A 24,229-nucleotide genomic window follows, 5' to 3' on the forward strand; every position below is an offset into this window, starting at 1 on the left:
CGGTTAGCTCGCCGAACTCATGTGGGCGTACTGCTTGCGGTATTCTGCAGGCGTCACGCCGAGATGGCGGGCAAAGGCCCGGCGTAAGGTGTCATCGTCGGCAAAGCCGCATTCGCTGGCCACTTGTTTCGGCGCGTGACCGCTTTCGAGCAATCGGCGGGCAGCGGCGATGCGGGTAGATTCCACCCAGGCCGCCGGCGTCATGCCGACTTCATCGCGGAAAAGGCGGGCGAAATGGCGGGGGCTGAGCTCCATCCGGCGGGCGAGTTCCGCCACGCGGTGATCGGCCGCCGGATTGGCGGCAATCCAGCGCTGTACCTCCTGCAGGGCCGATCGCCCGGCGGGGGCGGCTTCGCCCTTGCGGCTGAACTGCATCTGACCGCCGGGGCGCTTGAAGAACATGACGAGCTGGGCAGCCGTTCGCATCGCCACCTCGCGGCCGAGATCTTCCTCGACGAGAGAGAGGGCGAGATCCAGTCCGGCGGTCACACCGGCCGCCGTCCGTAGCTCGCCGTCGGCCACGTGGATGGCGTCCTCTTCGACGGTCACCAAGGGGTAGGTCCCTCTCAGTCTCTCGGCAACGGCCCAATGGGTCGTGACCCGCCTGTGGTCGAGCAGGCCGGCGGCGGCAAGCAGGAAGGCGCCACTGCAGACGGAGCCATAGCGTCGGGCACTAGGTGCCGTCTTTCTGAGCCATGTCAGCAGTTTCGTGTCCGGCGCGGTCTCTGCTGCATTCGGACGACCGGCCACGAGCAGCGTATCCAGCGGTCCCATCTCGTTCCCGATCGTGTAATCGGCGACCAGCCGGACACCGGAGGAGGAGCGGATATGGCCGTGCGTGACTGAGATCACGATGGGGCGATAGGCCTCCCTGCCGCTCTGGAGATTGGCTTCGGCGAAAACGTCGAGCGGACCAGAGACATCCAGAAGCTGAACGCCGGGAACGGCAAGAATGGCAATGGTCTTCGGTTTCATCTGCTGGCCTCATGTCTGCAACGGAATGATTTTGGCAGAAATTGCCTGATTCCGTCGATTGCTGACAAACTTCGCCGCTTTTACTCTCCTTGACATCAACCATCAAGGAGAAAGACGATGACATTGACGATTGGTGGCATCAGCATTCCCGACAGCAAGCTGGCGCGAGACATTACCGAACTGGTTCGGGATACGGAATCGCCTCTGCTCTTTCACCATTCCAGCCGCGTCTATTATTTCGGTGCGCTCTCGGGCAAACGCCGCGGGCTGAATTTCGACCCCGAACTGCTTTATGCCGGCGCCATGTTCCACGACATGGGGCTGACGCATCAGCACAGTTCGGAACATGAGCGTTTCGAGGTCGACGGCGCCAATGCCGCCCGGGATTTCCTCAGGAGTTATGGCATCTCACAGGCCGATATCGATACGGTCTGGACAGCGATCGCGCTGCATACGACGCCCGGCATTCCGCAGCACATGCATCCGGTCGTGGCACTGGTGACGGCAGGCGTCGAGATGGATGTGCTCGGGATCGATTATCACGGATTCGGCGATGCCGACCGCGAGGCGGTGGTGCATGCCCATCCGCGCACGCCGCATTTCAAAGAGAATATCATCCAAACCTTCTACGACGGCATCAAACACAAGCCGGAAACGACCTTTGGCAATGTCAAGGCGGATGTGCTGGCCGACAAGGAGCCGCATTTCCACCGCGGCAATTTCTGTAGCGTGATTCGTAACTCTGCCTGGGTCGGCTAGATCCTAGTCGCCAAATTCCGAGACAGGCGGCTTTGGCGCCGCCTGCCTGATTTCCCTATTTTTTCAGCCAGGGCGTCGCCGTGCTCCAGAAGATCACGTTGGCACCGAGATAATCCTGGGCGAAGGCGGTGAATTCTTCCCTGGTGAAGGGCTTCTTGGTTGCAGGGTTCCTGTAGGTCAGCGTCGGCTCCTGCACGGCGAGGCCGACATAGGAAAGCTTGCCGTTGTATTTGTTGAAGAAGGGATAGGAGTTCTTCATCTGCGCCTTGCGGTCGGCACGATGTCGGGACCGCCGAGGCCAACATTGTTCTTCTCGGCATAATCAAAGAGGCGGCTCATGTAATTATGGTCGTTCTCCCATTCGCAGGGCCAGAAGTTCACATATTGCACGACCAGTGACTTTTCGAAGACCCTGCGGGCGAAGGCGAGGTTTTCCATCTCGGCTGAGAAATAGGTGTCGCAGGAAAAGCCCTTCGGCTCGTTCTTGGGATCGAGATCGATCGATGTCTCCGGCAGATTGATGCCATAGACCTGGCCGTCGAACTTTTCAGCGAGTGCCTTCAGCAGCGCCTGGTAGCGGGCGCGCACCGCCGGATTCCACTGCTGGGCGACCCAGCCGGAGCCGACAGGCTTGTTTTCGCCGGGATTGTCGAACTGCGGCGTGGGGCCACCGTCATATTCCGGTTCGGTCAGCATATAGTCGGGAATGTTGCGGGCCTTGGGATTGAAGAAGCGATCCTGCACCTGGATGAACATCTTCTTGTTCAGGCCCTTGGCAATGGCGAAATCCTGCTCGATCGCGGAGAAGTCATATTGGCCCTTCGCCGGTTCCAGGCTTTTCTAGTTATAGACGACCTGGACGCCGCCGATATCCGGCCGGGCGAGCGTGGCCTTTGCGGCGGCAAGATTTCCAGAGCTCGTATAGAGGAAGTTTTCGGGGGCGGAGGCAGCATGGGCAGCCTGTATCGGCAGCACGAGGGCGGCAAGTGCGACGAGAAGTCTTTGAGATATGTTCATGGGGTTCTCGAATGGAATGGTGATGGAAAACGCCGACAGGTCTCCGGATCAAATTGGGCAACTCAATGGCGGCGATTGCGGAGCCAGTGCGCATAGTTAATCGGGATGCTTCAATTAGGTATGCCGGCCTTCCAGCCATAATTTTTTGATGCGGCCTGTCGGCCAAACGGTTACTCATTCGTCATTCGGAAAGAGGAGTGACCGATGCTTTATGCAATCCTTTGCTACGCCAATGAGGAAACCGTCTTCGCCTGGACCAAGGAGGAAGAGGCCACCGTCATGGAAAAGCTCTATGCCGCGATCGAGCCGCTTGCCGCGGCAGGCAAGCTAGGCCCGACCGGCCGGCTGATGCCGACGACGGCCGCCACGACCGTGCGCAAGGGGAAGGATGAGGCCTTCGTCGTCGACGGTCCATTTGCGGAAACGAAAGAGGCGCTTCTCGGCTTCTATACGGTTGATTTCGAAACGCTGGATGAGGCGATCGCCTTTTCCAAGGAGCTTTCGGCGGTCAATCCGGGTTCCACCTCTTACGAAATACGGCCGTTCTACACCTTCAGGCCGGGAGAGATCGCATCATGACAGACATTGCCTGGATCGACCTTGCGCTTGCCTCGGCCCGGCCGAAGGCGCTCGGCGCACTGTTGCGCTATTTCCGCAATCTCGACACTGCGGAGGAAGCGTTTCAGGAGGCGTGCCTGAGGGCGATCCGGACATGGCCGGAAAAGGGGCCGCCGCGTGATCCGACGGCCTGGCTGATCTTCGTCGGCCGCAACAGCGGCATCGACGCGGTGCGCAAGCGGGCGAAGATCCAGGCGCTGCCGGACGAGGACCAGATTTCGGACAAGGAGGATGCCGAAAGCGATATTGCAGAGCGGCTGGACGATTCCAATTATCGCGACGACATCCTGCGGCTGCTCTTCATCTGCTGTCATCCGGATCTGCCGGCGACCCAGCAGATTGCAATGGCGTTACGCATCGTCTCCGGCCTTTCGGTCTCGCAGATTGCCCGTGCCTTCCTCGTCTCGGAAACCGCCATGGAACAGCGCATTACGCGGGCCAAGGCGCGTGTGGCAAAGGCCGGCGTGCCGTTCGAAACGCCGAGCCCGCAGGAGAGGGCCGAGCGGCTGGCGATCGTCAGCACGATGATCTACCTGATCTTCAATGAGGGCTACAGCCAGGCCGATCCGGAACAGGAAGCGGCCGCATTCAGCGACGAGGCGATCCGCCTGGCGCGATTGATGCTGCACATCTTTCCTGCCGAGCCGGAACTGATGGGGCTGCTTTCCCTGATGCTCTTACAGATTTCCCGCCGGCAGGCGCGTTTCAGCGCCGAAGGCGAGATCGTGCTGCTCGAAGATCAGGACCGCTCTCTCTGGAACCAGCCTTTCATCAACGAGGCGGTGGCGCTGCTCGACAAGGCGCTGCGCCACCGCAGGCCGGGTCCCTATCAGCTGCAGGCGGCGATTGCCGCGGTCCATTCCCGCGCCAAACGCGCTGCGGATACCGACTGGGTGGAGATCGATCTGCTTTATCGGGCTCTCGAACGTGTCCAGCCTTCGCCCGTGGTGACGCTCAACCGCGCCGTCGCGGTGTGCAAGTTGAATGGTCCGCAGGAGGCGCTCAACCTGGTTGAGCAGCTTGGTGAGAAGCTCGACGGCTATTTCTATTACCATGGCCTGCGCGGCAATCTCTTGAAGCAGCTCGGCCAGATCGGCCAGGCACGCATCGCCTTCGACCGCGCAATCGCGCTTGCCCATTCGGCGGCTGAGGCTGCCCATATCCGTCGTGAGATCGACAAGATGCAGGAAGAGGCAGGACGGCAGAGCGCCAAGACCTGATTGCAGCTCAAGCTATCGGCACCTGTTCGATGCGACTATCAGCGCGCGCTCATCATGGGTATTCTGGCCGACAGGCGGTCATGCTGAAGAGATTTCAAACTATCGATTTTCTCGAAGATATCGTTCCAGAATTTCCGTTTGCTCTTCGCCCACCGCATCCTTATCTCCGGGCTGAATTCAACAGGATGCCGACGATGGAACTGGGCCTATATACATTCGCAGACGTCAATCCCAATCCTTCCCGCAGCAGGGGAGTGGAAGCGGCCGAGCGGATCAACCATCTGATCGAAGAGATCGAGCTTGCCGACCAGGTCGGGCTCGATGTCTTCGGGCTCGGCGAACATCACCGGCCTGATTATGTGGCCTCGGCGCCGGCGGTTGCGCTTGCTGCCGCTGCTGCAAAGACGAAGAACATTCGCCTCACCAGCGCGGTCACCGTCCTCTCCTCCGACGATCCGGTGCGGGTGTTCCAGCAGTTTGCGACGCTCGACCTGATTTCCAACGGCCGGGCCGAGATCATGGCGGGGCGGGGCTCCTTCATCGAATCCTTCCCGCTCTTTGGTTACAATCTCGAAGATTACGACCAGCTCTTCGAGGAAAAGCTCGATCTTCTTCTAGCTCTCCGCGACGACGAGGTCGTCAGCTGGAAGGGCGAGTTGCGCGCGCCGATCCAAGGACGCGGCGTCTATCCGCGGCCGCTGCAGGATCAGCTGCCGCTGTGGATCGCGGTCGGCGGCACGCCGCAGTCCGTGGCGCGTGCCGGTGCGCTCGGCCTGCCGGTGGCGCTTGCCATCATCGGCGGCGAATATCCGCGCTTTGCGCCACTCTTCGACCTCTATCGCGAAGCTGCCCGCCGGGCAGGGCAGGATGCGGCGAAGCTGAAGACCAGCATCAATGTGCACGGATTCATCGCCGATACGACGGAGGCTGCTGCAGACCAGTTCTACGGTCCGCAGGCCGAAGTGATGAACCGCATCGGCCGCGAGCGCGGCTGGGGTCCGACGAGCCGAGCGCATTTCGACATGTCGCGCGGTCCGACCGGCAATCTCTTCCTTGGCGATCCGGAACTGGTGGCCGAGAAGATCATTGCTGCGCACAAGGTTTTCCGCAATGACCGTTTCCTTCTGCAAATGGCGATCGGGCAGATGCCTCACGACCAGATCATGCGGGGCATCGAACTCTACGGTACAAAAGTGGCGCCGATCGTGAGAAAGGCATTGACTGGGGCTGCCGAAGGCGCGAAAGCCACCGCTTGACGAAGAGCCTGTCGCTCTCGGCAACGCCGGAACGTGTCTATGGTTATCGAGAACGACGAAGAACTTTCCAAGCTCAAGGAGATCGGCCGCATCTGCGCCAACGCCATACAGGTGATGGCAGCGGCGATGGAGCCGGGTATGACGACGCTGGAGCTCGACCAGATCGGCCGCAAGGCGCTGGAAGATGCGGGTGCACGTTCGGCACCTGAATTCTGTTACCAGTTCCCGGGGGCGACTTGTATCAGTGTCAACGAGGAAATCGCCCACGGCATTCCCGGCCCGCGCGTCATTCGCGCCGGCGATCTCGTCAACATCGATGTTTCAGCGGAAAAGGACGGATTCTTTGCCGATACCGGCGCTTCCTTCGCTATGCCGCCGGTGAAATCGAAGATCGAGAAGCTCTGCCGGGATGGCAAGCGAGCGCTCTGGGTCGGTCTCAACCAAATCAAGGCGGGCGAGCCGCTGGCCAAGATCGGCAATGCCGTCGGTGCCTTCGCGCAGAAGAACCGCTATACGCTCGTCACCAATCTCGCCAGCCACGGCGTCGGCCGCTCGCTGCATGAGGAGCCGGCCGAGCTTTCCACCTGGCCTGATCCGTCCGAACGGCGCATGATGACCGAAGGCCTCGTCTTTACGGTCGAGCCCTTCCTCTCTCTTGGCGCCACTTGGGCGGAAGGCGGCGATGACGCCTGGACGCTTTATGCCGATCCCAAGGCCCCGACGGTGCAGTATGAACATACTGTCGTTGCAACCCGCAACGGGCCGATTATTTTGACATTGGCGGCTTGAGGGTCAAAACCCTCGCTGCTGGAGGTTTAGAGCCTTTCCTGGTTAGATTGATGCATTCTGTTGGCTCAAACGGAGTCGGATGGTCGACCGGTCGATCAGGCGGCCCGTTTCAGCCAACCCCGGTGGTTTGCTTGCAAACCAGCTAGGGCCGGGCATCTTTGCACCAGGATCAAAGGCGTTCGGCTCGGACGTACCTTGGGGTATGCCCTTCGCCAATCGCCTTTGCCCTGACACAAACCTGCTCCGGCAGAATCCTGCAATCTAACCAGGAAAGGCTCTAAATGGCTGTTGCCTTCACCAAGGAAGAAAGTGCCGAAACGGCTGCTGAAACGCTGCTGCCCGACCGTGCGATTTCGCCTCATCCCAATCTTGTGACGGAAGCCGGGCTGAAGGCATTGGAGCTGCAAGTGCAGCAGGCGCGCGAGGCCTATGACACCGCAAGCATGATCGAGGATGTCAACGAAAGACGGCGCCAGCAGGCAAATCCGTTGCGCGACCTGCGCTATTTCGTCGAACGCATCCGCACTGCCCAGCTCGTCCCTGATCCGACCTCGACGGAGGTCGTGGCCTTCGGAAGCACCGTCACGTTCAGCCGTGATGATGGACGGGTCCAGACCTATCGTATTGTTGGAGAGGATGAGGCCGATCCGAAGGCGGGATCGATCTCCTATGTCTCGCCGGTTGCCCGGATTCTTGTGGGTAAGGCCGTTGGCGATGTCGTCACCGTCGGTCAGCAGGAGCTTGAAATCATCGAGATCGCGTAGAGCGCCACATCGTCTTCAGACGCGGCGCTCTTTCAGTTGACCTTGAAATCAGGCGGCATGTGGCAGGCGTGCGATGACCTTGATTTCAAAATCGAAACCGGCCAGCCAGTTCACGCCAACTGCCGTCCAGTTCGGATAGGGCGCCTCGCCGATTTCCTTCATTCTGATGCCGGAGATTATCGGCCACTGCGCCTCGGGATCGGTGTGGAAGGTGGTGACGTCGACGACATCATCGAAAGTGGCGCCGGCGGCGTGGAGTACGGATTTCAGATTGTCGAAGGCGAGCTGGACCTGCTTTCCGAAATCGGGCTCGGGGGAGCCATCTTCACGGCTGCCGACCTGGCCAGAGACGAAGAGCAGGTCGCCGGAGCGGATCGCCGCCGAATAGCGGTTGATTTCGTAGAGGGCCTGACGGCCGGCGGGGAAAATCGCATCGCGTTTGGTCATTGTTTTCTCCTGTTTAGGCAAAAGGGTACCCGTCGCCGAACCTTCGTCCGTCGAATGAGGTAGCTGGGTGTGGGTACGAGTTAGCCGTTATTCGGAGTCGCAATTGATATACGCTCCGTATGTAGATATAATCAGACATACGGTGCGTATGTCAATACGCATACGAAGCGTATGTGTATTATGAGGAAGCAGATGGCCGCAAAGACCCGGGCGCAGATGATGGAGGAGACGAGGGCGAAGCTTATTCAGGCTGGCCGGAAAGCCTTCGCCATTAAAGGCTATGCAGCTGCGTCGATGGATGATCTGACCGCCGATGTCGGGTTGACGCGTGGGGCGCTCTACCACAATTTCGGTGACAAGAAGGGCTTGCTGCAGGCCGTAATCGATGAGATCGACGCCGAGATGGGGGAGCGGTTGCGCATCGCGCGTGACCGGGCCGAGACGGCCTGGCTCGGCCTTCTGGCGGAATATACTGCTTATATCGAAATGGCTTTGGAGCCAGAAATCCAGCGTATCATGCTGCTCGACGGGCCGGCGGTGCTTGGCGATCCCTCGCAGTGGCCCACCCAGAATGCCTGTCTTCAAACGACGACCCAGACGATTCAGGCGCTGATCGACGAAGGCACGGTCAAGCCCGTCGATGCCGAGGCTGCCGCTCGCCTGCTCAATGGAGCGTCGCTCAGTGCTGCGCTCTGGATTGCCGCGGCGGATGATCCGCACAGCCTTCTGAAAAAGGTTGTCGAGGCTTTCCGTGGTCTTGCGACCGGCCTGCTGAAGACCTGACATTGACGTGGCGGCGGTTCCCGCCGCCAGTCGTTCTGGCAATTTTAGTCCCGCTGCGAGTCGGCTTTGCCACCTTGCAGGATTTCCATGGCGGCGCGTTCCAGGATTCCGGAAATCCGCGCGGCTTCAACTGCCGACCAGGGATAGCGCATCCGCAGCGCCGAGCGCAGCAATTGACGGGCAGCGCGGACATTGCCGTCATCGCGACCAAAATCCTCGTCTTCCTCGTCGCGACGGTGCCGCCCGCCGCCTCCACCCTGGGCCTGCTCGGGGTCGAACATGCGATTGACGAAGGCCATGCCTTCGGCAATGCGCTCCAGCTTGGCAAGCGCCTGGTCGATCGTAGCGCGGTTATCGTCCACCTTTTGACGACCGGCCTCGGTGATCTTGTAGAGCTTCTTTGTCCCTTCGTTTTCCACTTCCGCCAGTCCGGTCTCTTCCAGATAGGTCAGGGCCGGATAGATGACGCCTGGGCTCGGCATGTAAAAGCCACCGGAACGCTCCTCCAACGTCTTGATCAACTCGTAGCCATGGCGCGGCCGCTCTTCCAGCAGTGCCAGAAGGATTACCTGCAATTCGCCCGCTGAAAACCTGCGGCCCATTCCCATACGCATCGCTTCACCGACGAAGCCACCTCGAAAACCTCTCATGCCACACTCCTTTTGTTTCGTTGTATCGCTCACTATGTCGTGAAACATATATCGTAAGATATGTCGTTCAAGAGGGGCGACGGAAAATCTGTTCGCGAAATTGAAGGATGCATCAGAATTACTCATTTGTGGCGAGCATGCTGCAGCGCGATAAACGGACCATGTTGGCTCCCAGTAACGACCGCCAGGTCAATCTCCTAACCACAGCGCTTGCAGGCGCCGTCGCCATGGCGGCGGCCATGGGCTTTGGGCGCTTTTCCTTCACCCCGATCCTGCCAGGCATGATGGTCGGCGTGCCGCTTTCTGCAGCCGACGCTGGTTTCATCGCCTCCGCCAATTTTGTCGGTTATCTCGTCGGTGCGGTTCTCGGCGCCTATGGTTGGGCGGCGGGGCGCGAGCGGCTGGTGGCGCTTCTTTCCTTGGCTGCGACGGCAATCCTGCTGGCTGCCATGGCGGCGACGGACTCGGTGATGCTCTTTGCCGTTATCCGCTTCCTGGCCGGTGTGGCGAGCGCCTTCACGCTGGTTTTCGCATCCGCAATCGTGCTGAGCCATGGGGCCGCTGCCGGCAATGACCACGTTCAGGCGGCGCATTTCGGCGGACCGGGAGCAGGGATCGCGATTTCTTCTGTCATGGTGTTCGCGCTTGGCTATGCCTTCGACGATGCGGCAGGCGGCTGGCGTGCGGACTGGATCGGCGGCGCGCTCTTCTGCATCGTGAGCCTCGTCATCGTTTGGGCATTGCTGCCGAAAGAGCCGGTGCGCAATGGGCAGGCGAAGGAGCCGCCTCTGGCTTGGAACCGCCCGATGGTGTTGCTGACGCTGTCTTATGGCCTTTTCGGTTTCGGCTACGTTATCACTGCAACCTTCCTGGTCGCCATCGCACGCATGAACGCGTCCGGGCCGATCGTTGAGTTTCTTTGCTGGTTCATTGCCGGGTTGACGGCGACGGTCGCGCTGTTCACGTGGAGGCCCTTTGTGCGCTCGCTCGGGATCGGCGGTGTCTATGTCGCGGCGCTCGTCATAGAGGCAATCGGCGTGCTCGCAACGGTGGAGCTGCCGCATTCAATGGCGCCATTGATCGGCGGTGCGCTGTTCGGCGCGACCTTTCTTGCCATCACCGCCTATGGATTGCAGATCGGCCGGCGGCTTTCACCTGAAAGCCCGCGCCGCATTCTGGCGATGATGACAGCCGCCTTCGGCATCGGTCAGATCATCGGCCCCATTGTTGCCGGCTGGATTGCGCAGGTGACGGGAAATTTCGTGCTGCCGACCATCATCGCCGCCATTGTGCTGGTTTTCTGCGCGCTTCTGGTCATGCCGGTGATGAAGAAAATCCCTTAAGTGGTTACAAGTGCGTAACAATGGGGGGAGCCCATTGCCGCTTTCTTTGAACTGCCTTAATTTCCGGGCAATCAGTGGTTCGCCACTCTTCCGTGACTCGAGTTCAGGAAAGCAAATTCCCCGTGTTTCACTCCTTCTTCCCCCAGCCAAAGGCGTTCTTTACTTCGCTCGTAGTCTGGACGCTGGCTGCAATTTTCGGCTGGTATTTCTTCGCCGCCGATCTCGGTGCTTCGCTTGGCTTTACGCCGGTTCCCGAGGAGCAGCAGCCGATTGATCTCTCGTTCTTCCTGCTACCCGAGAATCTCTGGTTTTACGGCTACTTCTTTTTTGCCACGCTGATCTTTTGCGGTTTCTGGCATTTGAAGGCGCTCAGCCATCCGTGGAAGATGTGGTCCATCTGGGGCTCGGCGCTCATCATTTTTGTGACCTATTTTGGAGTGCAGATCACAGTCGTCATCAACAACTGGCGCCGGCCTTTCGGGGATCTGCTCCAAAATGCGCTAACGAAGAAGCCGGGTATCACCGTCGAGAACTTCTACGATCTATTTCTGATCTTCGCGCAAATCGCTTTCCTCAGTATGTTCGTGTCGGTCCTGACTGACTTTTTCACCAGCCATTACATCTTCCGCTGGCGGACGGCGATGAACAATTTCTATATGGCGAATTGGGAAAAGCTCCGCCATATCGAAGGCGCATCCCAGCGTGTTCAGGAAGACACGATGCGCTTTTCCAGCACCCTGGAAGGTCTCGGCATCAACCTGATCAATTCGGTGATGACGCTCGTCGTCTTCCTGCCGATCATGCTGGCGCTATCACATTACGTGACGACGCTTCCGGTGCTCGGTGAAGTGCCGAACTCTCTCTTCTGGCTGGCGATCTTCTGGTCGGTCTTCGGCACAGTCCTACTTGCTGTCGCCGGCATCAAATTGCCCGGGCTGAATTTCAAGAATCAGCGTGTGGAGGCGGCCTACCGTAAGGAACTGGTCTATGGCGAGGATCATGCCGACCGAGCGCAGCCGCTAACGGTCCGGGAGCTATTCTCAAGGGTGAGAGCGAATTATTTCACGCTTTATTTTCACTATATGTATTTCAATATTGCCCGCTCGTTTTACCTGCAGGCGGACAATCTATTCGTCTATTTCTTTATGGCACCAACCCTCGTTGCCGGCGCTATCACCTACGGTATTTTCCAACAGATCGCGACTGCTTTCGGCCAGGTGAGCAATTCCTTCCAATATCTTGTCAACTCCTGGTCGACGATCATCGAACTGCTCTCCATCCACAAGCGCCTGAAGACCTTCGAGGCGGCGATCGACAATGAGCCGCTGCCGGATATCGATCGGCACTATCTGGAGCATGAGGTTGGTGTCGTACACGCCGACGGCTGATACGAAACATAAGGGCCATCATTGCGGTGGCCCTTTTATTTTGAGATTCAGTCGAGAACCGTCAGTTCGGGCGAGTGCGTACAGGCAGACGTTGTATATTCAATATTAAGAGGCGTCAGGGGCTTGCAACCCTGATGCCTGTTCCAACTGGCCGCGTGCCTTGATCATCGGGATCGCTTCCGAATAGCTGACGCAGGCAACATCCGATCTGTGGCAGACGTCGCTGACCAGCCTATCGAGCGCGCGCCAATAGGCGCCACCGTTCATTTCCACGAAGTGGAAGCCGAGCTGTAGGGGAATGCGGCTGCCGGCATATTGCTTGTCGAACGCCTCTTTAAAGGCCGTATAGGCTCGCTCCTCGAAGGCGGCGCTATCGGCGGCATCTTCTTCGCCCTTGGAGTGTCGGACGAAGAGATTGTAATCCATGCCGATAACAGGCTTTTCGCCCGGGCCTTCGGGAATGAGCGGCAGACCGAAGCGGAGGACGCCTTCTTCCTCGACGGGCATGGCCGGCCCCTTGGTCACGAGGCTTGCGTCATAAGTGAAGCCGGCCTTCCTTTCGGCTGCGATCATGTCAGCACCGCCGCCGGTCGATAGGTAAGGGGCGCGAAAGCCCTTGATGCCGCGGTCTACGAGATCCTGCCAGCCGGCTGGTTCCTGAAGGCCGACGCTTTTCCAGGCGTTCTTCAGTGTGGACTTGAAGGTCGCGTATTCGGCCGACCAGTCGGCCTCGCTCCACTGTCGACCGTCGAAATGGCCGCAGGCATGGCTGGAAATATCGTGGCCCTCGAGATGGGCGTGCCAGATATTGCCGAGGCGCTCGCGGATTTCATCGTCGCTTTGTGCAAAGCCGACATTGGACCTTCCGCGTTTCTGATGCGGGGCCTGATAGTCCTTCTTCGCCTCTTGATTCATCAGGAAGGTGCAGGAGAGGAAATAGGTGAAATGCGCGCCGTTCTTTGCCGCCATTTCGCGGCTCTTCTGCCAGAGCGCATTATCGTGAGCGCCGTCGAAGGAGATGATGACGAGCTGTTCTGGCTTGTCGGCGGCGTCAGCCGCGATAGGAAAAATCAGCGAGAGGGCAAGGGAGGCGAAAAAAATAGAACGAAACATGGGCACCGCGACAATTTGCATTGCGGTTTTCCTGTTACAGAAATGCGGCGAAGCTGCGGTCTTACTGGCATTTTTTCCCGCCAGCCGGTAAGCCATGGCAAACGGCACGGAAGGGATCCGCAATGACATTGCTTATCATCGGCATCGTACTTTTCCTTGGGGTGCATCTCGTGCGGGTCGTAGCTCCGGACTTCCGCCGCTCGATGATCGCAAGCCTCGGCGAGAAGGGCTGGCGAGCCGGCTATTCGATCGCGAGTATCGCGACGCTCATCCTGTTGATCTATGGTTTCGGGCAGGCACGGCAGGTGACCGGCATGCTCTATTATCCGCCGGTTTGGATGGCGCATATCACGGTCGCGCTGATGCTGATCGCCATGATCTGTCTTGTCGCTTCGCTGCTGCCGGCGGGACATATCGCGACGAAGACCAAACATCCGATGGTGCTGTCGGTGAAGATTTGGGCGCTGGCGCATCTTCTCGCCAATGGCGAGACGTCGTCGGTCTTGCTGTTTGCGGCCTTTCTCGCCTGGGGCGTCATCATGCGCATTTCGCTCAAGCGGCGCCAGAAGCGTGGCGAGATCACCCTGCCAGTATTCGTTTCGGCCAGGTATGACCTCTATGCCGTCATCATCGGCGCGGTTGTCTGGGCGCTGATCATCTGGCGCGTTCACGAATGGCTGATCGGCGTTGCGCCATTGCCGATGCTCGCTTCGTGACGATTCTGCGATATCCCCCTTACAACCGCCGCAAAATGGAGTAGAAGGCCCGACAATGTGCGTTTTGCACTGTGTATGGGTAATCCCCGGCCGGAGACGAGAATGGCATTCAACGACGACAGCTTCATTCGTGAAGTCAATGAGGAACTGCGTTCCGACCAGATGAAGGGCGCTTGGCGCCGGTTCGGCCGCTACATCATTGCCGTTGCCATTCTCATCGTGCTCGGGACCATCGGCAAGGTCGCTTACGACTACTGGGACAACAATGCATCCTCCGGTGCCGGTGACCAGTTTCTGGCGGCAATGAAGCTGGCCGATGAGAACAAGACTGATGAGGCGCTGGCCGCGCTCGACAAGCTGGAGAAGGAAGGCCACGGCGCTTACCCGGTTCTGGCGCGCATGCGTGCAGCGACCGTCCAGTCGCAAAAAGGCGACAATGCTGGCGCGATTGCTTCCTTCCAGAGCATCGCCAAGGACAAATCCGTTCCGGCTGCCGTGCAGGATGCCGCCAAGATGCGCGCCGGCTGGCTGCTGATCGAGAACGGCACCTATGAGCAGGTTTCCGCCGCCGTCGAGGAAATGGCGGTGCCGGGCAATGCCTTCCGCCATTCGGCACGCGAGGCTCTCGGTCTTGCTGCCTATAAGGCCGGAAACACGGCCCAGGCGCGGCAGTGGTTCCAGTCGATCGTCGACGATGTGGAGAGCCCGCGGGGTGTTGCCAATCGTGCCCATATGATGCTTGATCTCATCACCGCATCCGGCAAGGCGCCCGCCGCGCAGGGCTGAGTTTAAGGGAAAAGAATGAGCTTTACGGTCGCCATCGTCGGTCGCCCGAATGTCGGCAAGTCGACGCTTTTCAATCGGCTGGTTGGAAAGAAGCTTGCGCTTGTCGATGACACGCCGGGCGTGACCCGCGATCGCCGGCCAGGTGAAGCACGTCTTGTGGACCTGCGCTTCACGATCGTCGATACCGCCGGCCTGGAAGAGGCGACGGATGAGAGCCTGTCGGGCCGCATGCGCCAGCAGACGGAAGCGGCGATCGATGAGGCCGACCTGTCGCTCTTCATCGTCGATGCCAAGACCGGTCTGACGCCCGTCGACACCGCTCTCGGCGAGATGTTGCGCCGCCGCGGCAAACCCGTCGTGCTCGTCGCCAACAAGTCCGAGGCGCGTGGATCCGACAGCGGTTTCTATGATGCTTTCTCGCTTGGGCTCGGCGAACCCGTGCCGATTTCGGCCGAACACGGCCAGGGGATGCTCGATCTGCGCGATGCCATCGTAGCTGCAGTCGGCGAGGAGATTGCCTTTCCGCCGAAGGAAGATGTCGCCGTCACCGATGTCGACCTGCCGCAGTCATCGGACGAAGGGGGAGAGGAAGACGAAGAGCCGGTCTATGACGACAGCAAGCCGCTGCGTGTCGCCATCGTCGGCCGCCCGAATGCTGGCAAGTCGACGCTCATCAACCGCTTCCTCGGCGAAGACCGGCTGCTGACGGGGCCGGAAGCCGGGATCACGCGCGATTCCATCTCGGTGGAATGGGAATGGCGCGGCCGCACGATCAAAATGTTCGATACGGCCGGCATGCGCCGCAAGGCCAAGGTGATCGAGAAGCTGGAGAAGCTCTCCGTCGCCGATGCGTTACGCGCCATCCGCTTTGCCGAAACCGTCGTTATCGTCTTCGATGCGACGATCCCCTTTGAAAAGCAGGACCTGCATATCGTCGACCTCGTGCTGCGCGAAGGTCGCGCGGCCGTTCTTGCTTTCAACAAGTGGGACATGATCGAGGATCGTCAGGCCGTGCTTGCCGACCTGCGCGAAAAGACCGACCGGTTGCTGCCGCAGGCGCGCGGCATCCGGGCCGTGCCGATTTCCGGACAGACCGGCTGGGGCCTTGATAAGCTCATGCAGTCGATCATCGATACGGATCGTGTCTGGAACAAGCGCATCTCGACCGCCAAGCTCAATCGCTGGCTGGAGCAGCAGCAGGTGCAGCATCCGCCGCCCGCCGTTTCCGGCCGCCGCATCAAGCTCAAATATATGACGCAGGTTAAGGCCCGCCCCCCGGCTTTCATGGTGTCCTGCACCCGCTCGGATGCCCTGCCGGAATCCTACACCCGCTACCTGATCAACGGGTTGCGTGCGGATTTCGATATGCCGAGCGTGCCGATCCGGATCCACTACCGGTCGCCGGACAACCCCTATGAGGGGAAGAAGAAGCGGACATAATCCGCTTCTGTCGCCTGCCGGGTTAACACAACGGGTAATGTCGGGTCCGCTTCCCGCTCGGCGATTTCGTAGCGCTACCGTGCGACTGTCTCAACGAGCCACTACGTGCCGTCTCTCACGCCTGAAGGCTCAGTCCGTGGGCGAAAGCGGTCCGGCGCGTTCGCCGGGCTTTCTGCTTCTCGGGAGAGACTTGGTGGCGTATTGCCAGGCCTTCTTCCATTTCGGCGTGATGACGCCATTGGCGGCGCGGATATTGTTGATGAACTGCAGCGTCGCAGCTTCCCAGGAATATTGCATTGCAAGCTCGCGCGCCTTCTCCCGCGAACAGGAGAGGGCGGCAAGGCAGGCGGCCTGCAAATTGTCGTCGAGCGCGCCGACGAGGCTATCCTCGCCGATGATATCGAGTGGACCGGTGACCGGATAGGCTGCGACCGGAACGCCTGACGCAAGCGCTTCCAGAATGGTGTTGCCGAATGTATCCGTCAGCGACGGGAAGACGAAGACATCGGCCTGCGCATAGGTCTTCGCCAGGTCCTCACCGAATTTCACGCCAGTAAAATGCGCGTCCGGATAGCGCTCTTCCAGCTCGGCGCGTGCCGGGCCGTCGCCGACCACCACCTTCGAACCGGGCAAGTCGAGATCGAGGAAAGCCGGCAGGTTCTTTTCCAGCGCCACGCGGCCGACTGTCATGAAGATCGGGCGGGGAAGGCCGAAGGGGTTTTCCTCAAGGGGCATCGGATGGAATTGCGTGGCATCGATGCCGCGGCTCCAAGGCATGAGATTCTTGATGCCCTTTGCAGAGAGCTCGCGGGCGAGGCTCGGCGTTGCCACCATGCAGCCTGCGCCGCCATTGTGGAACCAACGCACGAAGGCATAGAGCCAGCTTTCGGGGATCGGCAGCCGCGCAGAGACATATTCGGGAAAACGGGTATGGTAGCTGGTGGAGAAAGGCATGCGCTTCCTGAGGCACCAGCGGCGCGCCGTCAAACCCAGCGGACCTTCCGTCGCGATGTGGACGTAAGAGGGGTTATGCTTTTCGATCTCGCGCGCAACGCGGCTGTACCAGGCGATCGACAGGCGAATCTCAGGATAAGTAGGGCAGGGCACGCTGGCGAAGCGCTCCGGCGTTACCATCGAAACTTCGACGCCCATCTTGGCGAGTTCCCGATTGGTATTTTCGATCGAGCGGACGACGCCGTTGACCTGCGGATGCCAGGCGTCAGTCACGATCACCAGCCGCTCGGGCACGGCTCCGGCGGCTGCGGCACTGGCCCAGCTTTCGCCGCTATATGAATTTGACGGACGTTGCAGCATGCTTCCATTTCCATCAGCGTCGCATGGTTCTGGCAACGCACCACCCCTGGCGGGGTTCCGGAATGGCGATTCCCGCTTTCTTATTTTGGCGGAAGTGCATGATGGAAATATTACAGCCCTGTGCGAGTGTTTACAGGACTTTACGGCCGCTGCGGCCGGGAATTGTGTCGGCAGGAAAAAGCCGGAAGGCGGGAGTGTCTTGAAAAGAAACGGCGCCGGCGGGGAGGCCGGCGCCGCTGTGAAACTTATGCTGCGGCCGAAGCGAAACCAGAAGTCGGGACTTCCGAGATCGTCTTCAGAACCTGCGACGCGATCTTGTAGGGGTCGCCCTGAGAGTTCGGGCGGCGATCTTCGAGGTAGCCTCGATAGTCGTTCTTGATGAAGGAGTGCGGAACGCGGATCGAAGCACCACGGTCAGCGACGCCATAGGAGAACTTGTTCCACGGAGCCGTCTCGTGCTTGCCGGTCAGGCGCTTGTCGTTGTCGGGGCCGTAGACATTGATGTGGTCCATCAGGTTCTTTTCGAACTGGGCCATCAGCGCCTCGAAATAGGCCTTGCCGCCGACTTCGCGCATGTATTTGGTCGAGAAGTTGCAGTGCATGCCAGAGCCGTTCCAGTCGGTGTCTCCGAGCGGCTTGCAGTGATACTCGATATCGATGCCGTACTTTTCAGTCAGGCGCTGCAGCAGGTAGCGTGCCATCCAGATCTGGTCGGCGGCCTTCTTGGAGCCCTTGCCGAAAATCTGGAACTCCCACTGGCCTTTGGCCACTTCGGCATTGATGCCTTCGTGGTTGATGCCGGCTGCGAGGCAGAGATCGAGGTGCTCTTCAACGATTTCGCGGGCAATCGAGCCGACGTTCGAATAGCCGACGCCGGTGTAGTATGGGCCCTGCGGAGCCGGGTAGCCGGACTCGGGGAAGCCGAGCGGGCGGCCGTTTTCGAAGAAGAAATATTCCTGTTCGAAGCCGAACCAGGCATCCTCGTCATCGAGAATGGTTGCACGAGAGTTGCTCGGGTGCGGTGTCACGCCATCGGGCATCATGACTTCGCACATGACGAGCACGCCGTTGGTGCGTGCCGGATCGGGGTAGATGGCAACCGGCTTCAGCACGCAGTCAGAGCTGCGGCCTTCGGCCTGCATCGTCGACGAACCATCGAAGCCCCAGAGCGGGAGCTGTTCGAGCGTCGGGAAACTATCAAATTCCTTGATCTGCGTCTTGCCACGCAGGTTCGGTACCGGGGTGTACCCATCGAGCCAAATATACTCGAGCTTATACTTTGTCATCGCGACTCTCTCTGCTGCGAACTTGAGCAAATCCTGAGGCAGAAGACGCAAGCACGCGCCTTCCCGCCAGGGGATGTCTAAGCTAAAGCACGTAGCGTGCCAGTTCGGGCTGCTGACATAAAAATTTACGAATCACCGGATCGCAGCTGATTTTCGGGTGGCGCCGATAGCTGGCGAAGCGGCGGGCGCTGTAGCTATCTTGGTTTGCAGCAGCCATTTCGAAGCTGGAATCGGATCAAATTCCGGCGTTCAGCCGGATCGATGAAGTTTTGAACACATCGGCACGCTCTTAATCAGGAAATGCTGCTTCGTACGTTTATAATTGCGACATTGCCTTTATTTTATGCAATTTGCGTAAACTATGTGCATTATGCTATTGTCGCGACCGTGAATGTTGATAGGCCGAGCAGAAGAAAGGCTATCTCATGGCAATCGGTTTCCATCGTGAATCCGCAACGATCTACAAGTTCCCCATCAAAGCTGCGCAAGGTCCGAACCGTTTCGAGCGCCTGCGCCTCATGGAGCGAGAGGCCGCCGATATGTGTGACGCTGCGTTCGACAGCTGCTGGTACCATGACGAAGCCGTGCGCACAGACGACAAGAAAACCAATTCCTGATCTCGCGATCTGACTTGAATGCCGCTGAGGCGGGGGCGAGCCTGCGCGTGGCCGCTCGACAAGCGACATGCGCAGGCTTCAACCAAAATGTCAGAGGCCGAGCTTTTCCTTCGGCACCAGTGCGCCATGCTCGCTGACCACGCGCGCGGCGATTTTAGCCCCGAAGCGGGCGGCTGCAGGAGCATCCCGATTTTCAAGATAATGAGCCAGGAAGGCGCCGTTGAAACTGTCGCCGGCGCTGGTGGTGTCTACGACCTTTTCGACCTTTTCCGCCGGCACATGCATTTGCTCGTCAGCAAAGCTCAGCGTTGCGCCTTCTGCGCCGTTCTTGACGACCACATGCGAGGCACCGAGCCCGTGATAGCGCGCGATGGTGGCTTCGATAGAGGCATCGCCGAAATGGGCAACCTCATCATCGAAGCTCGGCATGACGAGCGAGGAGGCACGCCCGCCTTCGCTGATCGTCGTGTGCATGATGTCGTAGCTCGACCAGAGGCGAGGGCGGATATTCGGATCGAAGACAACGAACTTGCCAACCGCCTTGGCACGACGGATTTCTGCCAGCAGCGCATCCGCGTCGTCATGGGAGAGGATCGCGAGCGTGATGCCGGAGAAATAGACGACATCGGCACTTTCCACCGCTTCGCGCAAGCGGTCCGGATCGGCGGCGAGGCTGCGAGCCGCCGAACTGTCGCGCCAGTAGCTGAAGGAGCGCTCGCCGTTCCGTAGATTGATCATGTAGAGACCAGGCGTCTTGCCCTTGATGCGCTGGATGAGATCGGTGCCGATGCCGGCATTGCCCATGAAGGCAACCATTTCGTCGGACATCGGATCATCGCCGAGCGCAGTGAAATAGTCGACCGACCAGGCGGGCGGCAGGCAGGCGCGGGCATACCATGCGGTGTTGAAAGTATCGCCGGCAAAGCCTTTGCGCAGCAGGCCTTCACCTGCCTGCGAGAGCTCCACCATGCATTCGCCGATCGACAGAAACCGTCCGCTCAAGCTTTCCTCCCGGAATTTTTCTGCTCTTGCGGATACGCGAAGAGGCGGGAGGAGACAAGTCAAGGAGAGTTGAAAGTCCATCGCCCCAGTCCCGGGGCGATGGGAAATTCAGGTCAGGGCCTGTCCATATGATAGCAGGCGGCCGTCTGGCTAGGACGGACCAGTTCCGTCGGCGGCATTTCGGTGCGGCAGATATCCGTCGCCTTCCAGCAGCGCGGCGAGAAGACGCAGCCTTTCGGCGGATTCAGCGGCGAGGGCGGGTCGCCCTGCAGGCGAATTCGGGTGCGCAGGCGGGCGAGCTTCGGGTCCGGGATCGGAGCGGCCGAAAAGAGCGCCTGGGTGTACGGATGGGCCGGATGTTCGAAGACCGTGGCGCAATCGCCGGCCTCGACGACCTTGCCGAGATAAAGCACGAGCACGTCATCCGAGATCAGGCGCACGACGGAGAGGTCGTGGCTGATGAAGATCAGCGTCAGGCCGAACTCCTTGCGCAGCTTGCGAAGCAGCGTAATGACCTGGCCCTGGATCGACACGTCGAGCGCCGAGACCGGTTCGTCGCAGATAATAAGCTTCGGTCTCGTGACAACGGCGCGGGCAATACCGATACGCTGCGCCTGACCGCCCGAGAATTCGTGCGGATAGCGATTGATCATCTCCGGCACCAGGCCGACAGCGGCCATGATCTCACGTACGCGGTCGAGACGTTGGGCCTTGGTCAGCTTCGGTTCGAAGACGGTAAGCGGCTCGGCTATGATGTCGCCGACCGTCATGCGTGGATCGAGCGAGGCGATCGGATCCTGGAAGATGATCTGCATGTCGCGGCGTGCGGCACGCATTTCTTCATCCGACAGGTCGAGCAGATTGCGGCCCTGCCAGAGGATGCGCCCCTTCTGCGACTTCAAGAGGCGCAGGATGGAGCGGCCGAGCGTGGACTTGCCGCAGCCGGATTCGCCGACGATGCCGAGCGTGCGGCCTTCGGCAAGATCGAAGCTGACATTGTTGACGGCCGTCAGCATCACCGGCGGCTTGAAGAGAGATTTCGAAGGGATCTCGAACTGGGTCGTCAGGTTCTCGACCCTCAGAAGCGAGCGTTCAGCCATGGCTCAGCAACTCCTCGCGGCGGGGGAAGGGATGGAAGCAGGCGGCACAGTGGTTTGCCCCCTGCTGTTCGAGTTGCGGCGGGTGGTCGATGCAATCGTCCTGAACCTGCGAACAGCGCGGCGAGAAATTGCAGCCCTTCGGCAGGTGCTGCAGGTTCGGCGGGCGGCCGGGAATGACGACGAGATCATCGACGTCCTGATCCGGGCGCGGGATCGAAGCATGCAGCGCTGCCGTATAGGGGTGTGCCGGGTTTTCGAAGAGTTCGTCGACAGGGGCTTCTTCGACGATGCGGCCAGCATACATGACGGCCACTTTGTCAGCCAGGCCCGCCACAACCCCGAGGTCGTGGGTGATCATGATGAGCGCGGTGTTCATTTCCGCCGTCAGATCGTTGAAGAGATCAAGGATCTGCGCCTGGATCGTCACGTCGAGTGCGGTGGTCGGCTCGTCGGCGATCAGCAGCTTCGGCTTGGTGAGCAGCGCCATGGCGATCACGATGCGCTGGCGCATGCCGCCCGAAAGCTCATGCGGATAGAGGTTGAAACGGCGGGTCGGGTCAGGAATGCCGACACGTTTCAGCATGTCGAGTGCTTCGGCCGATGCCGCCTTGGCGGTAAAGCCACGGTGGATCTCGAGCTGTTCCGTCAGTTGCCGGGAAATCCGGAGCGACGGGTTGAGCGCCGTCATCGGATCTTGGAAGACCATGGCCATGTCCTTGCCGCGGACGTTGTCGAGCTCGCGCGGTTTCAGCGCCAGCACGTCCTTTCCTTCGAGCAAGGCCTGGCCGTTCGTTTTGCCGTTCTTGGCGAGCAGCCCCATGATACCGAGAAAGGTTTGGCTCTTACCGGAGCCGGATTCGCCGACGATGGCGATACGTTCGCCGCGGCGAACCGTCAGGTTCATGTTCGAGACGGCCTTCACCTGACCTTCGGGGGTCTCGAATGTGATCGAGTAGTCCTTCAGTTCGAGAAGGGTATCTTTTTGTTTTTCTTGGGACATCTATCGATCCTTCGGGTCGAACGCATCGCGCAGCCCGTCGCCGATGAACAGCAGGCTGAGGAGCAGGGCCACAAGGAAGCTTGCCGGGAAAATCAGCAGCCAGGGCATGCTTTCCATCGCGTCGGTGCCTTCGGCAATCAGAGTGCCGAGCGAGGTCAACGGCTCCTGCACGCCGAAGCCGAGGTAGGACAGGAAGCTCTCGGTGGCGATGATTTCCGGCACCGTCAGCGCTGCGAAAATGACGACGGGGCCGACGAGATTTGGGATAATGTGCTTGGTGATGATCTTGAAAGGCTTCTGACCCGAGGCGCGAGCGGCTTCCACGAATTCGCGGTGCTTCAGCGATAGGGTCTGGCCGCGGACGATGCGGGCCATGGTCAACCATTCAAGCGCGCCGATCGCTGCAAACAGAAGGTAGACGTTCCGGCCGAAGATCACCATCAGCAGGATGACGAAGAGGATGTAGGGAAGCGCATACATGATGTCGACGAAGCGCATCATGATCGCATCCAGCCGGCCACCGATATAGCCCGAGATCGCGCCGTAGAGCACACCGATGACGACGGACACGACCGTAGCCGTCAACGCCACGGCAAGCGAGACGCGCGTGCCGTAGAGAACACGGGCGAGAAGGTCACGACCGTTCGGATCGGTGCCGAAAAAATGTCCGGTGGCGAAAGAGGGCGGATCCTTGAAGGCGGCCCAGTCCGGATCTTCATAGTTGAAGGGAATGAAGTTCGGGCCGAGGAAGGCGGCGAGGATCAGCAGCACCAGCACGCCGATCGATATGACCGCGGCCTTGTTGCGCGAGAGCCGGCGCAGTGCGTCTCTGGTCAACGAGCGGCCTTCCGGCGCAAGGCCCTCCGCTTCCAGCAGCTCGGCTGCGAGCAGCTCTCTTTTCGCGGGATTGAGGATCATCGGTTTCTCACTTTCGGGTCCAGCCAGGCATAGGCGATGTCGACCAGAAGGTTCAGGAACACGATCAGCACCATGTAGAAGATGACCGTGCCGAGAACCATGCCGTAATCGCGGTTCAGCGCCGCATTGACGAAATAGCGGCCGATGCCGGGCAATCCGAAGATGCTCTCGACAACCAGCGAGCCGGTGAGAAGGTAACTTGCCGCCGGTCCCAGATAAGAGACGACGGGCATCATCGCGGGCTTCAACGCGTGGCGCATGACCGTCAGGCGCGGGCCGATGCCCTTGGCCTTGGCTGTGCGGATGAAGTTCTGGTTCATCACTTCGATCATCGAGCCGCGGGTGATGCGCGAGATGCGCCCGGCATGCGGCAGGGCCAGAACGACGATCGGCAGAACGAGATATTTGATCGAACCGTCACCCCAGCCGCCGACGGGGAACCACGCGAGGTGGATGCCGAAGATCAGTTGCATGATCGGTGCGATCAGGAAGTTCGGGAGAACGACGCCCACCAGGATGAGAGCGCCCAGAATATAGTCTGGTGCCTTGTTCTGATAGAGCGCCCCGAGACAGCCGACGGCGACGCCGACGATGATGGCGATCAGGAAGGCAGCCGTACCGATGGTGAAGGTGTAGGGCAGACCGATCGCGATCTGCTGAGCGACGGTGAAGTCCTCACTCGCGAAGGAGGGGCCGAGGTCGCCTCTCAGCAGGTCGCCGACATAGATCAGGTACTGCTGAATGAGCGGTTTATCCAGATTGTAGTGGATCGCGAGGTTTTTCAGGATCACCGGCGGCAATGGCCTTTCGCCATCGAAGGGGCCGCCGGGAGCAAGGCGCAAAACGAAAAAGCAAGCTGTGACGGCGATCCACAGGACGGGGATCGTCGACAGCAATCGACGGAGGGCGTATTTGATCATGGTCGTGG

Annotated in this window: 27 protein-coding genes; 13 read left to right on the plus strand and 14 right to left on the minus strand. The window is 59.9% G+C overall.

Features of this window, described 5'->3' with window-relative positions:
- Positions 1-3 precede the first annotated feature (3 nt).
- The gene (locus EV281_RS13245; protein ID WP_132653559.1) at positions 4-975 is read right to left on the minus strand and encodes a helix-turn-helix domain-containing protein; all 972 of its coding nucleotides are present in this window, start codon (positions 973-975) and stop codon (positions 4-6) included.
- Positions 976-1,092: 117 nt separating this feature from the next.
- Between EV281_RS13245 and EV281_RS13250 the strand changes: the two genes are divergently transcribed.
- The gene (locus EV281_RS13250; protein WP_132653560.1) at positions 1,093-1,734 is read left to right on the plus strand and encodes an HD domain-containing protein; all 642 of its coding nucleotides are present in this window, start codon (positions 1,093-1,095) and stop codon (positions 1,732-1,734) included.
- Between the two features lie 55 nt (positions 1,735-1,789).
- Here EV281_RS13250 and EV281_RS31610 read toward each other — a convergent pair whose 3' ends face one another.
- From EV281_RS31610 to EV281_RS31620, 3 genes are all read right to left on the minus strand, one after another.
- Positions 1,790-1,993: a hypothetical protein gene (locus EV281_RS31610; RefSeq protein WP_245508261.1), complete on the minus strand. Its 204-nt coding sequence runs from the start codon at positions 1,991-1,993 to the stop codon at positions 1,790-1,792.
- Positions 1,990-2,490: a hypothetical protein gene (locus EV281_RS31615; RefSeq protein ID WP_245508262.1), complete on the minus strand. Its 501-nt coding sequence runs from the start codon at positions 2,488-2,490 to the stop codon at positions 1,990-1,992. The genes EV281_RS31610 and EV281_RS31615 overlap by 4 nt, the downstream gene beginning before the upstream one ends.
- An 84-nt stretch (positions 2,491-2,574) precedes the next feature.
- Positions 2,575-2,751 (minus strand): hypothetical protein, encoded by a 177-nt coding sequence (locus EV281_RS31620; protein WP_245508263.1) that lies wholly within the window; start codon positions 2,749-2,751, stop codon positions 2,575-2,577.
- Between the two features lie 204 nt (positions 2,752-2,955).
- On the opposite strand from EV281_RS31620, the gene EV281_RS13260 reads away from it, so the two are divergent.
- The 5 genes from EV281_RS13260 (at position 2,956) to greA (ending at position 7,398) form a co-directional block, all read left to right on the plus strand.
- Positions 2,956-3,330, plus strand: coding sequence for a YciI family protein (locus EV281_RS13260; RefSeq protein WP_132653561.1), 375 nt, complete (start codon positions 2,956-2,958; stop codon positions 3,328-3,330).
- Positions 3,327-4,589, plus strand: coding sequence for an RNA polymerase sigma factor (locus EV281_RS13265; RefSeq protein WP_132653562.1), 1,263 nt, complete (start codon positions 3,327-3,329; stop codon positions 4,587-4,589). Before EV281_RS13260 ends, EV281_RS13265 begins: the two co-directional genes overlap by 4 nt.
- Before the next feature lie 194 nt (positions 4,590-4,783).
- Positions 4,784-5,845, plus strand: a complete 1,062-nt coding sequence (locus EV281_RS13270; RefSeq protein WP_132653563.1) for an LLM class flavin-dependent oxidoreductase — start codon at positions 4,784-4,786, stop codon at positions 5,843-5,845.
- Between the two features lie 39 nt (positions 5,846-5,884).
- Positions 5,885-6,634, plus strand: a complete 750-nt coding sequence (gene map / locus EV281_RS13275) for a type I methionyl aminopeptidase (protein ID WP_132653564.1) — start codon at positions 5,885-5,887, stop codon at positions 6,632-6,634.
- 281 nt (positions 6,635-6,915) lie between these two features.
- Complete coding sequence (gene greA / locus EV281_RS13290; RefSeq protein WP_132653566.1) at positions 6,916-7,398, plus strand: transcription elongation factor GreA; 483 nt, start codon at positions 6,916-6,918, stop codon at positions 7,396-7,398.
- Between the two features lie 48 nt (positions 7,399-7,446).
- Here greA and EV281_RS13295 read toward each other — a convergent pair whose 3' ends face one another.
- Positions 7,447-7,845 carry a RidA family protein gene (locus EV281_RS13295; protein ID WP_132653567.1) on the minus strand — a complete coding sequence of 133 codons (399 nt, stop codon included), beginning with the start codon at positions 7,843-7,845 and terminating at the stop codon, positions 7,447-7,449.
- Between the two features lie 192 nt (positions 7,846-8,037).
- On the opposite strand from EV281_RS13295, the gene EV281_RS13300 reads away from it, so the two are divergent.
- Positions 8,038-8,628, plus strand: coding sequence for a TetR/AcrR family transcriptional regulator (locus EV281_RS13300; RefSeq protein WP_132653568.1), 591 nt, complete (start codon positions 8,038-8,040; stop codon positions 8,626-8,628).
- A 44-nt stretch (positions 8,629-8,672) separates the two neighbouring features.
- Here the strand turns inward: EV281_RS13300 and EV281_RS13305 are convergent, their stop codons facing one another.
- Positions 8,673-9,278, minus strand: a complete 606-nt coding sequence (locus EV281_RS13305; protein WP_132653569.1) for a PadR family transcriptional regulator — start codon at positions 9,276-9,278, stop codon at positions 8,673-8,675.
- A 161-nt stretch (positions 9,279-9,439) separates the two neighbouring features.
- Here EV281_RS13305 and EV281_RS13310 point away from each other — a divergent pair, with 161 nt between their 5' ends.
- Positions 9,440-10,621: an MFS transporter gene (locus EV281_RS13310; RefSeq protein ID WP_184326811.1), complete on the plus strand. Its 1,182-nt coding sequence runs from the start codon at positions 9,440-9,442 to the stop codon at positions 10,619-10,621.
- Between the two features lie 122 nt (positions 10,622-10,743).
- Positions 10,744-12,009 (plus strand): peptide antibiotic transporter SbmA, encoded by a 1,266-nt coding sequence (gene sbmA, locus EV281_RS13315; RefSeq protein WP_132653571.1) that lies wholly within the window; start codon positions 10,744-10,746, stop codon positions 12,007-12,009.
- 105 nt (positions 12,010-12,114) lie between these two features.
- Here sbmA and EV281_RS13320 read toward each other — a convergent pair whose 3' ends face one another.
- Positions 12,115-13,122, minus strand: coding sequence for a polysaccharide deacetylase (locus EV281_RS13320; RefSeq protein ID WP_132654292.1), 1,008 nt, complete (start codon positions 13,120-13,122; stop codon positions 12,115-12,117).
- A gap of 122 nt (positions 13,123-13,244) precedes the next feature.
- Between EV281_RS13320 and EV281_RS13325 the strand changes: the two genes are divergently transcribed.
- The 3 genes from EV281_RS13325 (at position 13,245) to der (ending at position 16,064) form a co-directional block, all read left to right on the plus strand.
- Positions 13,245-13,838, plus strand: a complete 594-nt coding sequence (locus tag EV281_RS13325; protein ID WP_132653572.1) for an NnrU family protein — start codon at positions 13,245-13,247, stop codon at positions 13,836-13,838.
- A 102-nt stretch (positions 13,839-13,940) separates the two neighbouring features.
- The gene (locus tag EV281_RS13330; RefSeq protein WP_132653573.1) at positions 13,941-14,624 is read left to right on the plus strand and encodes a tetratricopeptide repeat protein; all 684 of its coding nucleotides are present in this window, start codon (positions 13,941-13,943) and stop codon (positions 14,622-14,624) included.
- A 15-nt stretch (positions 14,625-14,639) separates the two neighbouring features.
- On the plus strand, positions 14,640-16,064 hold the full coding sequence (der, locus tag EV281_RS13335) for a ribosome biogenesis GTPase Der (RefSeq protein WP_132653574.1): 1,425 nt from the start codon (positions 14,640-14,642) through the stop codon (positions 16,062-16,064).
- A 129-nt stretch (positions 16,065-16,193) separates the two neighbouring features.
- Here the strand turns inward: der and EV281_RS13340 are convergent, their stop codons facing one another.
- Both EV281_RS13340 and EV281_RS13345 read right to left on the minus strand, forming a co-directional pair.
- The gene (locus EV281_RS13340; RefSeq protein WP_132653575.1) at positions 16,194-17,378 is read right to left on the minus strand and encodes a glycosyltransferase family 1 protein; all 1,185 of its coding nucleotides are present in this window, start codon (positions 17,376-17,378) and stop codon (positions 16,194-16,196) included.
- Between the two features lie 245 nt (positions 17,379-17,623).
- Entirely contained in the window at positions 17,624-18,664 is a 1,041-nt protein-coding gene (locus EV281_RS13345; RefSeq protein WP_132653576.1) for a glutamine synthetase beta-grasp domain-containing protein, read from the minus strand.
- Positions 18,665-19,089: 425 nt separating this feature from the next.
- On the opposite strand from EV281_RS13345, the gene EV281_RS13350 reads away from it, so the two are divergent.
- Positions 19,090-19,281: a DUF2735 domain-containing protein gene (locus tag EV281_RS13350; protein WP_132653577.1), complete on the plus strand. Its 192-nt coding sequence runs from the start codon at positions 19,090-19,092 to the stop codon at positions 19,279-19,281.
- Positions 19,282-19,371: 90 nt separating this feature from the next.
- Here the strand turns inward: EV281_RS13350 and EV281_RS13355 are convergent, their stop codons facing one another.
- The 5 genes from EV281_RS13355 to EV281_RS13375 all read right to left on the minus strand — a co-directional run bounded on the left by EV281_RS13355 (position 19,372) and on the right by EV281_RS13375 (position 24,221).
- A complete protein-coding gene (locus tag EV281_RS13355) occupies positions 19,372-20,283 on the minus strand; it encodes a sugar kinase (RefSeq protein ID WP_132653578.1) in 912 nt (303 codons plus the stop codon).
- Positions 20,284-20,396: 113 nt separating this feature from the next.
- Positions 20,397-21,383: an oligopeptide/dipeptide ABC transporter ATP-binding protein gene (locus EV281_RS13360; RefSeq protein WP_132653579.1), complete on the minus strand. Its 987-nt coding sequence runs from the start codon at positions 21,381-21,383 to the stop codon at positions 20,397-20,399.
- Positions 21,376-22,383 (minus strand): ABC transporter ATP-binding protein, encoded by a 1,008-nt coding sequence (locus tag EV281_RS13365; protein WP_132653580.1) that lies wholly within the window; start codon positions 22,381-22,383, stop codon positions 21,376-21,378. The genes EV281_RS13360 and EV281_RS13365 overlap by 8 nt, the downstream gene beginning before the upstream one ends.
- On the minus strand, positions 22,384-23,301 hold the full coding sequence (locus EV281_RS13370; RefSeq protein WP_132653581.1) for an ABC transporter permease subunit: 918 nt from the start codon (positions 23,299-23,301) through the stop codon (positions 22,384-22,386).
- Positions 23,298-24,221, minus strand: coding sequence for an ABC transporter permease subunit (locus EV281_RS13375; RefSeq protein WP_132653582.1), 924 nt, complete (start codon positions 24,219-24,221; stop codon positions 23,298-23,300). Before EV281_RS13375 ends, EV281_RS13370 begins: the two co-directional genes overlap by 4 nt.
- Positions 24,222-24,229 lie beyond the last annotated feature (8 nt).

Source organism: Rhizobium sp. BK418 (assembly GCF_004341105.1).
Taxonomy (GTDB): Bacteria; Pseudomonadota; Alphaproteobacteria; order Rhizobiales; family Rhizobiaceae; genus Rhizobium.